This is a genomic window from Streptomyces sp. NPDC060000 (assembly GCF_042737375.1).
In the GTDB taxonomy this organism is placed as follows: domain Bacteria; phylum Actinomycetota; class Actinomycetes; order Streptomycetales; family Streptomycetaceae; genus Streptomyces.
The window spans coordinates 1-6,782 of record NZ_JBHWUU010000162.1 but is presented as its reverse complement, the minus strand read 5'-3'; the positions used below and the strand labels follow the sequence as shown (position 1 = coordinate 6,782).

Annotated in this window: 5 protein-coding genes; all 5 read right to left on the bottom strand. The window is 73.4% G+C overall.

Translation table 11 applies throughout. The annotated features are described in order from the left end of the window. Positions 1 to 68: 68 nt before the first annotated feature. Complete coding sequence (moeZ, locus tag ACFWBB_RS42205) at positions 69 to 1,247, bottom strand: adenylyltransferase/sulfurtransferase MoeZ (protein ID WP_385284505.1); 1,179 nt, start codon at positions 1,245 to 1,247, stop codon at positions 69 to 71. 63 nt (positions 1,248 to 1,310) lie between these two features. Further along, on the bottom strand, positions 1,311 to 2,078 hold the full coding sequence (locus ACFWBB_RS42200) for a spherulation-specific family 4 protein (protein ID WP_385284502.1): 768 nt from the start codon (positions 2,076 to 2,078) through the stop codon (positions 1,311 to 1,313). Continuing rightward, a complete protein-coding gene (locus ACFWBB_RS42195; protein WP_385284499.1) occupies positions 2,066 to 3,028 on the bottom strand; it encodes an NAD-dependent epimerase/dehydratase family protein in 963 nt (320 codons plus the stop codon). The genes ACFWBB_RS42200 and ACFWBB_RS42195 overlap by 13 nt, the downstream gene beginning before the upstream one ends. A gap of 303 nt (positions 3,029 to 3,331) precedes the next feature. Beyond that, positions 3,332 to 4,501, bottom strand: coding sequence for a hypothetical protein (locus ACFWBB_RS42190; protein ID WP_385284496.1), 1,170 nt, complete (start codon positions 4,499 to 4,501; stop codon positions 3,332 to 3,334). A 365-nt stretch (positions 4,502 to 4,866) separates the two neighbouring features. Then, positions 4,867 to 6,666 carry a DUF3492 domain-containing protein gene (locus ACFWBB_RS42185; protein ID WP_385284493.1) on the bottom strand — a complete coding sequence of 600 codons (1,800 nt, stop codon included), beginning with the start codon at positions 6,664 to 6,666 and terminating at the stop codon, positions 4,867 to 4,869. Positions 6,667 to 6,782 lie beyond the last annotated feature (116 nt).

Below are 6,782 nucleotides of genomic sequence, written 5' to 3'. Positions count from 1 at the left end.
GCACTCGTGGTGCGCGAAGCCCCCGCCGATCGGACCGGGTACCCCGGTGGGCGAAGGGGAGGGCCGGGTCAGTAGATCGGCTTGCTCGGTTCGATCTGGTTGACCCAGCCGATCACGCCACCGCCGACATGTACGGCGTCCGCGAAGCCCGCGGACTTCAGCACCGCGAGGACTTCCGCACTGCGGACACCCGTCTTGCAGTGCAGGACGATCTTCTTGTCCTGCGGCAGGCTCTCCAGGGCGGTACCCAGGAGGAACTCGTTCTTCGGGATCAGCCTGGCGCCCGGGATGGAGACGATCTCGTACTCGTTCTGCTCGCGGACGTCGATGATCTCGATGTTCTCGCCGTCGTCGATCCACTCCTTGAGCTGCTTGGGAGTGATCGTGGAGCCGGCCGCCGCCGCCTGGGCCTCCTCGGAGACGACCCCGCAGAAGGCCTCGTAGTCGATGAGTTCGGTGACGGTCGGATTCTCGCCGCAGACCGCGCAGTCGGGGTCCTTGCGGACCTTGACCTGGCGGTACTGCATCTCCAGGGCGTCGTAGATCATCAGGCGGCCGACCAGCGGCTCGCCGATGCCCGCGAGGAGCTTGATCGCCTCGTTGACCTGGATGGAGCCGATGGACGCGCACAGCACGCCCAGGACACCGCCCTCGGCGCAGGAGGGGACCATGCCCGGCGGCGGGGGCTCCGGGTAGAGGCAGCGGTAGCAGGGACCGTGCTCGGACCAGAAGACGGACGCCTGGCCGTCGAAGCGGTAGATCGAGCCCCACACGTACGGCTTGTTCAACAGCACGCACGCGTCGTTGACCAGGTAGCGGGTCGCGAAGTTGTCCGTGCCGTCGACGATCAGGTCGTACTGGCTGAAGATGTCCATCACGTTCTCGGCCTCGAGCCGCTCTTCGTGCAGGACCACATTCACGTACGGGTTGATGCCGAGCACGGAGTCGCGGGCGGACGCGGCCTTGGAGCGGCCGATGTCGGCCTGGCTGTGGATGATCTGCCGTTGCAGGTTCGACTCGTCGACCTCGTCGAACTCCACGATGCCGAGCGTGCCCACCCCCGCCGCGGCCAGGTACATCAGCGCCGGCGAGCCCAGGCCGCCGGCGCCCACGCAGAGCACCTTGGCGTTCTTCAGCCGCTTCTGCCCGTCCATCCCCACATCGGGAATGATCAGGTGGCGGGAGTACCTGCGGACCTCGTCTACGGTGAGCTCAGAGGCTGGCTCGACCAGGGGTGGCAGCGACACGGGGACTCCGTTGGTCGGTCGATCACTACAGTTGTTCTCCGCGTAACACTGCCATGGCCTTCTTCATTCCGAGACACCCGTTCCGATGCGCGAGACGAGTTCGTCCCAGTAGCCGGGCATGGTCTCCCAGGCGTCGCCGGGATCGCCGCGGTCGGTGCCATCGGTGCCGTCGGTGAACCAGATCGTCGCGGCGCCCTGCCAGCGGGCGATGCGCAGCGCCTCGTCGAGGTGGCCGCGCGGTACGCCGTGCACCAAGTGGCAGAAGCGCTCGGGTGGGTGCTCCGCGGTCCACTCGGCGACCTGCGACCAGCGGTAGTCGCTCCAGGGACCCGAGAAGGTGACCAACTGGTCGGCGTGCTCGGCGTAGCCGGGGTACGGGTGTGTGCCGTGGCCGAGGACGATGTGCGGCGCGTCACGGAGGGTGCGGAGGGTGCCGACCGTGCGGCGCAGCGCGGGGAGGTCGGTGCGCCCGGCCGGGCATCGGTCCAGCAGGAAGCCGTCGACCTGGTACCAGTCGAGGTGGCGTTGTGCGTCGGAGATCACCTCGGCGAAGGCGCGGGCGCCGTAGCGGAGGTCGAGGTGCCCGAGGACACGGACGCCGGTGTTGTGCAGCCGGCCGACGGCTTCGAGGCAGCACGGGTCGGGGCGGACGCCGGGGCCGTCGGCGACGTCGAGGACGACCCAGTGCACGGGTCTGCCGGGACGGGCGAGTTCGACCCACTCGGTCGGCGCGAGAAGGGGGTGCGCGATGCCGGGGACGCCGAAGCCGGTGCGGACGTCGGTGGTGCCGGGGCTCGCCGTGCCTGCCGGGGTTCCGGTCAGATACGACATGCCGCCTCCATCCAGATGTCGGCGAGGGACTCCTCGAGGTTGATGCGGGGCCGCCAGCCGAGCCGGTCGCGGGCGGTGCGGACATCGGCCTGTTGCCAGCTGCCGCAGCCGTCCGGGTACGGGTACGCGACGGGGCCCGCGTGGTCCGGCTCAGGGCGGGGGTGGCCGATGGCGGGCCTGAGGTGGGGGCCGGGCAGGCCGTCGAGTTCGTGGAGGGCGCCGCCGTACCCGGCCACCCGCGCGAGGACCGCGGCGGCGTCACGCAGGCGGACGGCGCGGCCCGAGCCGATGTTGATGACTCCCTGCGCGGCGGAGAGCGAGGCCGCGTGCACGGCGCGGGCGACGTCCCGGACGTCGATGAAGTCGCGCTGCACACCGAGGCCGCCGAGCTTGAGCTCGCCGTCACCGGACTGCATGGCACGGCGCATGGCTTCGGCGAGCCGGCCCAGCGGGGAGCCGGCGGGCGTGCCGGGACCGGCGGGCGAGAAGACCCGGAGGACGACGGCGTCCAGGCCGGAACCGAGGACGAGTTCGGTGGCGGCGAGTTTGCTGACCCCGTACGGGCCGCCGGGGCGGGGCACCGCGTCCTCGGCCGTCGAGGAACCGGGCTGGCTCGGGCCGTACTCGGCGCCGCAGCCGACCTGCACCAGCCGTGCGCCGCAGCCGCTGCGGCGCAGGGCCTCGCAGACGGTGGCGACGGCGACGGTGTTGTGCCGGGTGAGTTCGCGGGCGCCGCCCCGGGTGGTGCCCGCGCAGTTGACGACGACCTGGGGGTGGACCGCGTCTAGGAAGCGGGTGAGTGCGCCGGGGCTGCCGGACGCGAGGTCGAAACGGACGTCGGCGTCGTCACCGCGGCCGAGCGCGGTGAGCTGGACGGCCGGGTCGGCGAGCAGACGGTCGGCGACGAAACGGCCGAGGTAGCCGTTGGCTCCGATCAGCAGAACCCTCATCGTGCGGCTCCCGGAGTGTGCGCCGTGGCTGCCGTCGGGGCCGCGGAGGCTCCGGTTGCCCTGTGCCCTCCGGTCGCCCCGGTTGTTCCTGTGGCCGCGGGGGCTCCTGCGACCGCGGGTGCCCCGGCGGCTCCGGTCGCTCCGGATCGGGAGGTGGTCATCTGGTCTCTCCTTGGAGGGTGTTGCGGTGGGTTGCGGCTGGGTGGAGGAACGCGTGTGCCGTGCGGTCAGGGCGTGGTGGGGGGTGCGCCGCGCGCGGCGGCCGAGGTACCGACGACAGGTTCCGGGCGGGGCGGGCTCGCGTCAGCACGGCTGGTCCGTTCGCACGTGGGCTGAGGCCCTGGTCAGGGTGCGGGTCGCGTGGAAGAAGAGGGTCAGGGCGGCGGCTCCGCAGACGAGGGACGGGACACCGGCCGGGCCCCGGGCGGCCACCAGGGTCTCCACAGGGGTGGCAAGGAAGCCGCAGCCGGGAAGACGGCCCGCGAAGACGGTGGCCGGGGCGAGTGCCTCGGCCGTGCCGGCGGCCGCGAGGACGACCGCCGGGCCCTGGGTGAAGCCGTGCACGGCGAGGAGGCGGGCGAGGAAGAGGAGCGCACCCAGCGTGAGGATGTTTCCGTAGTCGACCGGCTCGCCCAGGACGGTGGCGCACAGGGGGGCCAGTGCCGCCAGCGCGCACAGGAAGAGGGCGCAGGTGCCGAGCAGCAGCGGCTGCACGGAGGCGGCGAACTCCTCCAGGCCACGGCTGGTGTTCAGCCGGCGCCGGGCGCGTACGGCGAGCAGATGGGCGCTCCAGGCGGCGGGCGCGCAGGCCAGCGCGAGGGTGAGCAGCGGGGCGGCGGCGACGGGCCAGGGGCCGCCCGTCGTCCCGTCGGGCGGCCCGTCGGGCCCTCCGGCGACGGCGGCACGCAGGAGGCTGTCGCCCAGGGCCGCGTAGCCGAGGAGCCAGCAGGTCCAGGCGCCCGTCCGGTGCGGACCGGGGTGGGCGCCGCCGTGCGGGCTCAACGGGCCGCGACGCATCACCACGCGCAGGGCGAGGGCCATGGCCAGGAGGCCCCCGGCGGCCACGAGCAGACACGTGCGCCCCTCGGTGAGACGCACACCCGTGATGGTCGCGGCACACAGGACGCCCGGCAGCAGGGTGAGCAGCGCCCAGTCCAGGCGGGGCCCGGGGACCGGGGTCGCCGTGGTGAGCGGGGGCGCGTCACCGTCGCGGGACACGCGGGCGTACATCTCCTCCGCGAGGGAGAAGACGTCCCGGTGCCGGAAGCGGGCGGCGGTGCGGTCGGTGACCCCGTGGGCCTCCAAGCCCGCCGCGATCTCCAGCGGGTCGACGGCCCGTTCGCACAGCTCACGGTGACGGTGCATCAGGGCCTTCACCGGATCCGCGGCCCCGCGGCGCGGAGCGGCCGGCCTGCGCCCGTCGGCGGCGACATCGCCGAGCGCCCCTGAACTCCCGCCCGGCGCCTCCCCCACCCCCGGCGTTTCCGGGGCCCCCGCCGTTACCGCCACGGCCGGTGATCTCGGCGCTCCCGGCGATCCCAGTGCGCCCGGCGCGCCCGACGATCCCAGTGCGCCCGGTGCGCCCGGTGCGCCCGGTGCGCCCGACGATCCCACGGCGCCCACCGCTTCCGCCGCTCCCGACGATCCCAGCACCTCCGCTGGTCCGGGTGAACCCAGCGCCCCCACCGCTCCCACCGTCCCCGCTGGTCCGGTTGAACCCAGCGCCCCCGCTGGTCCTTCCGTTCCCGCCGTTCCGGGTGAACCCAGCGCCCCCGCTGGTCCTTCCGTTCCCGCCGTTCCGGGTTCCGTTCCCGGGCGGTTCAGTTCGTCGAGCCCGCTCATCGTGCCCCCTCCGTCGCGGCGATGGGCGAGGCACCCCGTACCAGTGGCCCCGCCGTCCAGCCCGGGCCGCGCCGGGCGGTGACACGGGCGTCCGGGCCGGTCCAGTGACCCGGCAGACACGCCTCGGCGGGGACGGCGAACGGACGGGGTTCGCCGGCGTCGTCGAAGACGAACCGACGCACCGGCGCCTGGGAGACGAGCTCCAGGTAAATGCCGTGAAATGCCGCGATGTTCTGCTCGACCGTGAAGAGTTCGAGGGCTCGGGCGCGGGCGGCCGCGCCCAGGCGTGCACGGCGCTCGGGGTCGCGCAGCAACGCCACGCACGCCTCCGCGAGCGCCCGCGGATTGCGCGGCGGAACGACCAGTCCCGTGCCGCCGATCACCTCGACGACCGCGCCGACGTCGGTCGAGACCGTCGCCCGGCCACAGAACATCGCCTCGACCAGGCCGACCGGGAATCCCTCGACGACGCTGGACAGGACGACCACCGCGCCGGCCGCGTACGCCTCGGCGAGGGTGGGCGCCTGCGGACCGCCGATCTCCTCGAAGGACACCGGGTTGTCGCCGACGGCGTGCGGTCCGTCCGCCTCGTCGGGAAAGAGCTGTGCGGCCAGTACCTTGCAGTGTCCGAGGTAGGCCTGCCCCTCCACCCCGGCCGGGGCCCCGACGATCCGCAGGCGCGTGCGGGGTTCCTCCTTGCGGATTTCCGCGAAGGCGTGCAGCAGGGACACCAGGTCCTTCGCCGGTTCCACACGGCCCACCCAGACCAGGGTGTGCGGATCGACGGTGTCGGAGGAGTCGCCCACCTCGGCGAACCGGGAGGCCGCCATGCCCGGGTAGACGGTGCGCAGTTTGGCGCGGTCGGCACCGCATCGCTCCTGCCAGCGGCGGGCGTGCGTGTTGCCGGGGGTGACGCAGGCCGCCTGCCGGTACACCTCGGCGGCGAGCCGATTGTGGAAGGCGGCGACCAGGGCGCGTACGGCGGGTGCTGCGGCAGCAGCCGGTGCGACGGGAGCGGCTCCGCCGGACGGCGCGCCCCCGGAGCCCGCAGGCGAAGGACTGCTCCCCGAGCTCAGATAGTGCGTACGCAGCCGTACTCCGTACTCGGTCACCAGCAGCGGCACGTCGAAGAAGTGCCGTGCGAGCAGCCCGGGCAGCGCCGCCGCTCCGCCGGACGTGGCGTGGCACAGGTCGACCGTGCCGAGGCCCTCACCCTCGTCGCCCCCCTCGTCCTCGTACCAGTCGAGGGAAAGGGGGCGCAGGGCGCGTTCGAGGTGTGCGGCGACGGCGAGCAGGTCGGTCACGCGCGCCTCGCGCGCCGTACGCAACGCGCCCGGCGCGCGACAGGCACGTTCCAGGGCGCGCACGGCGCTCTCCGAGCGGAGCGCTCCCACCAGCCCGCCCTCGTCCCGGGCGAGTTCGGCGAGGCCGTACAGCGCATTGGCGAAACGGTCCGCCTGAGCGACCGGGGCGGCCCCCGAAGGGCACCCCGGGTCCGGCGGCTCCCCCTCGCACAGCGCGGCCACCAACTCTGCGTAGGACTCCGCGAAGCGCCGGCGCGCACGCCGGCCGTAGGTGACGCCGTCCTCCCGAGCCGTCCACAGCGGTGCCGTGCGAACCCGGCTGACCTGCGGCGGAAGTTCGACCCAGCCCGCGTCGGCGTCGTGTTCGGCACGGCTGAGCGCGTAGACGTCGAACTCGTGCTGCCCGAGCCCGCGCACGAGCCGGTCGCACCAGAGCCCGGCGTCACCGCTCAGATACGGATAGCCACCCTCCGTCAGCAGTCCGATGCGCACGCACACTCCCGATCTCCCGTTTGGGGAGCCGCCGTTGACCCGGCGGCTCGCAGCGGGACGAACGTATGCGGACAAGGTGGTGGGGGGGGGGGCGGGGGTGGAGTGGGCGACCCAAA